The organism is Prosthecobacter sp., from assembly GCF_044378005.1.
GTDB lineage: Bacteria > Verrucomicrobiota > Verrucomicrobiia > Verrucomicrobiales > Verrucomicrobiaceae > Prosthecobacter.
The window spans coordinates 1-3798 of sequence record NZ_JBILYB010000277.1; the positions used below are offsets into that span (position 1 = coordinate 1).

At 60.6% G+C, this 3798-nt stretch carries 3 protein-coding genes; 1 reads left to right on the forward strand and 2 read right to left on the reverse strand.

From position 1 onward, the window contains the following. Both AC6FTP_RS25985 and AC6FTP_RS25990 read right to left on the reverse strand, forming a co-directional pair. Positions 1 to 212 (reverse strand): RNA polymerase sigma factor (locus AC6FTP_RS25985; protein WP_497209805.1); only part of this gene is annotated, 212 nt, incomplete at its 3' end. A 111-nt stretch (positions 213 to 323) separates the two neighbouring features. Then, a complete protein-coding gene (locus AC6FTP_RS25990) occupies positions 324 to 1448 on the reverse strand; it encodes a Gfo/Idh/MocA family protein (protein WP_497209806.1) in 1125 nt (374 codons plus the stop codon). Positions 1449 to 1775: 327 nt separating this feature from the next. Between AC6FTP_RS25990 and AC6FTP_RS25995 the strand changes: the two genes are divergently transcribed. Continuing rightward, on the forward strand, positions 1776 to 3798 hold a 2023-nt coding region (locus AC6FTP_RS25995), incomplete at its 3' end, for a DUF1549 and DUF1553 domain-containing protein (protein WP_497209807.1).

Here is a 3798-nt window from a genome sequence, read left to right on the forward strand (position 1 = left end):
CGGAGCCAGTCGAGCGTCAGGTTGTGCGCCAGCCGCGTCAGCCAGGCCCGCTCACTTTCCACGCTAGGCAACCCTTGATGCTGAAGCTTCAGGAACAGCTCCTGAAGCAGATCCTTCGCCTCGGCCTCTGATTTCAGAATGCCCACGATGTAATGAAACAACCCCGCCGCGTGGGCATCGTAGAGTTCAGAAATCTGGTGGGCGGTGAGCATCGTGTCACCAGGAGGACGCAGCACGGCGTGAGATTTGTCTAACGAAGCTGCAAAAAGAAAACGGACGCGGAGTGAACCGCGTCCGTCTTGAGATTCACACTGGAGGGATGCTTACACCGTGAAAGCGGGCAGCTTCACGATCTTGCCGCCGGCCATGGCGGACTCGTGGGCGCAGAGGCCGACGCAGGTCCAGTTGGCGGATTGTTTGGCGTTCGGGAAGGGATCGCGCCCTTCGATGAGGGCCATGGCAAACTCATGCGCGAGGTGCGGATGGCTGCCGCCGTGGCCGCTGCCCTGCACAAAGCTGAGGTGCGTCTTTTTGCCCAGGTCATAGACGCCCTTCGTGGTGAAGTCGCGGATGCTCTTGGGCAGCAGCTTGGCGTAGTCGGGTGACTTCACCAGCTTCGGGATCTTGTGCTCAGGCAGCTTCGCGGTGTGCATGATGAGCGGCTCGTGCTCGATCAGCGGCCATTCGATGGACGCCTTGTCGCCATACACGTCGATGCTTTCACGATACTGACGGGCGGTGTCGAACAGGCTGCGGATGACGCGGGCGCTGAGGTCGCTGTCCTTGAACTTCACGTGCGCGGTTTCTACGGCGAAGGGGGAACCATACTGCTTCACCAGTTCAGGGCGGATCGTGCCCGAACCAAAGCAGCTCACGTATTCCGCCGGTGTACCAGCGAGTGCGACGACGGGGCCGACGCAATGCGTGGCATACCACATCGGCGGCAGGCCTGGCCAGTAGTTCGGCCAGCCGTCCATGTCCTGCTGATGGCTGGACTGGAGGAACTGCAGCTTGCCCAGTTTGCCTTTTTGAACCTGCTCCTTCATGAAGAGGAACTCGCGGGCATAGACCACGGTTTCCATCATCATGTATTTGAGGCCGGTCTTCTTCACGAGGTCGCAGATCTTTTTGCAGTCCTCGATGCTCGTCGCCATCGGCACCGTGCAGGCCACATGCTTGCCCGCCTTCAGCGCCTCGATGGACATCCAGCCGTGATCCGGGATGGGCGAGTTGATATGCACCGCGTCGATGTTTGGGTCCTTCAGCATCTCCTTGAAGTCCGTGTAGCGGACATCCACGCCAAAGGCATCGCCGATGGCCTTCAGCTTCTTGGGGTCACGCTGGCAGATGGCGTAGCAGACGGTCTCGGGATGACGCTGCCAGATGGGGATGAACTCCGCCCCGAATCCGAGGCCGACGACGGCGATGTTGAGCTTCTTTTTGGGCATGGTGGTGGATGGGTGAGCCGCGTTTATACCGATCCACCCCTTTTTCGGAAACGACAAAATTTAGGGTGGATCGGCCTCGGTGTTCAACCAGCACCTTCAAGTCTCGCGAATCCAGTTCCGTCAGCGCGCCTGAAAGTCTCTGAAGGCGAGTCCCTGATGCGCATCCATTTTCTGATTCGGCGTGTTCAGCATCCATCCGGTCTGAGCCGCTGGCACTTCAATTCCTGGATGGCCGAGCTTGTGAATCCCCCCTCCTCAAAAGTCACCACTTCACATACCCGGCGGTCCGTCAGGCAAGAGATGGGTTCCTGAGGCGTAGGTTTGTCCGTGTTTCGCCCCCCCGTCATTGTCTCTCTACTCGCCCTCGCTGGGATCTCGTCCGCCGCGGACGAGCCGGTGAGCTTCAATCTGGATGTGATGCCTCGGCTCATGAAGGCAGGCTGCGCCTCGGGAAACTGCCACGCAAAGCCCGAGGGGCAGAACAACTTCAAGCTCTCCGTCTTCGGATACGACCCCAAGCACGACTTCAACGAGATCGTGCGTGATGACCGGGGCCGCCGGCTTTTCTTCGCCGCACCGGAGGAAAGCCTCCTGTTAAAGAAAGCCACGGGCGACGTGCCCCACGAGGGCGGTGCCCGTATTGACAAGAAGAGCGAGGCTTACCAAATGCTCATCGCCTGGATCAATCAGGGCGCACCTTTCACCCTCGAAAACGAGCCCGTGCTGCAAAGCGTGAGCGTGGAGCCCCGCCAGCAGAGCTACAAAAAGAACGCCGAGCAGAAGCTCAAGGTCACCGCCAAGTACTCCGACGGCAGCACCCGTGATGTCACTGCACTGACGGACTACCTTTCACAAGATAAAGAGATGGCTGCCGTGGATGAGCACGGGCTGGTGAAGGTCGGCACACTCAGTGGCGAAGGTGTGCTCGTCGTGCGTTACATGGGGCTCGTCGATGTCGCCCGCATCACCGTGCCAGCCGATAAGACCTACCCTGCCGAGCGCTATGCAAAGCTGCCCGTGAACAACGAGATCGACCGCCTCGTGCATGAGCGGCACCAGAAGCTCGGCCTGCTGCCATCCGACACCTGCACGGATGAGGAGTTCCTCCGCCGTGCCTCGCTGGATCTCATCGGCAAACTGCCCTCCGCCGAGATGGCGAAGCGCTTCATCGCCGACACGAGCGCGGACAAGCGCAGCAAGATCGTCGATGAACTGCTCAACGACTCCAACTACGCCGATCACTGGGCTGTGAAGTGGGGCGATCTCATCCGCCCGAATCCCTCCCGCGTCGGTGTGAAGCCCGTCTATCTACTCGACACTTGGTTGCGCGACAGTTTCCGCCAAAACAAGCCCTACAACACCATGGTGCGCGAGCTGCTCACCGCCCAGGGCAGCACGCACGACTACGGTCCCGTGGCGATCTTCCGCGACAAACGAGAGCCCGTGGACACCAGCGGCTTCGTCAGCCAGATCTTCCTCGGCGTGCGGCTGGATTGCGCAAAGTGCCACCATCACCCGAGTGAAAAGTGGACGCAGGAGGACTACTTCCAGCTAGCTGCTTTCTTTGGTCAGATGAAGCGGAAGGGCCAGGGCATCTCCGCACCCATCTCCGGCGAGCCCGAATACTGGTGGTATGGCGGCAAAGGCGAGGTCACCCACCCCATCACGGATGTCGTCATGACTCCCAAGCCACCCGACGGCCCTGAGATGCCTTATGTCGAAGGTCAGGACCCACGCGAAGCCCTAGCCGACTGGATGGGCAGCAGCGACAACCCCTTCTTTGCCAAAGCCATCGTCAACCGCATCTGGTCCGACTTCCTCGGCCGCGGCATCGTCGATCCTGTGGATGACATCCGCGTCTCCAACCCGCCCACGAACGAAGCGCTGCTGGATTGGCTGGCCGAGGACTTCTCCTCCCACGGCTACGATTTGAAGCACCTCATGCGCACCATCGTGGCCTCGCGCACCTACCAGCTCAGCACGCAGCCGAACGAAACGAACGTCGCCGATAACAAAAATTACGCCCGCAGCCTGAAGCGCCGACTCGCCGCCGAAGTCCTGCTCGATGCCGTCAGCGATGTCACCGGCCAGCGCGACAGCTTCAGCGGCCTGCCGCCGAATGCCCGCGCCGTGCAGACCTGGAATCACAAGCTCGACAGCGACTTCCTCGATGCCTTTGGCCGTCCGAATGCCAGCCAGGAATGCCCCTGCGAGCGGGAAAGAAAGCCCAGCGTCGTCCAGGCCCTGCATCTGATGAATTCCAACAGCCTGCAAAGCAAGCTCACCAGCAGCGAAGGCCGCATCAGCAAGCTCGCCAAGAGTGATCTCCCCGAGCCCAAGCTCGTGAACG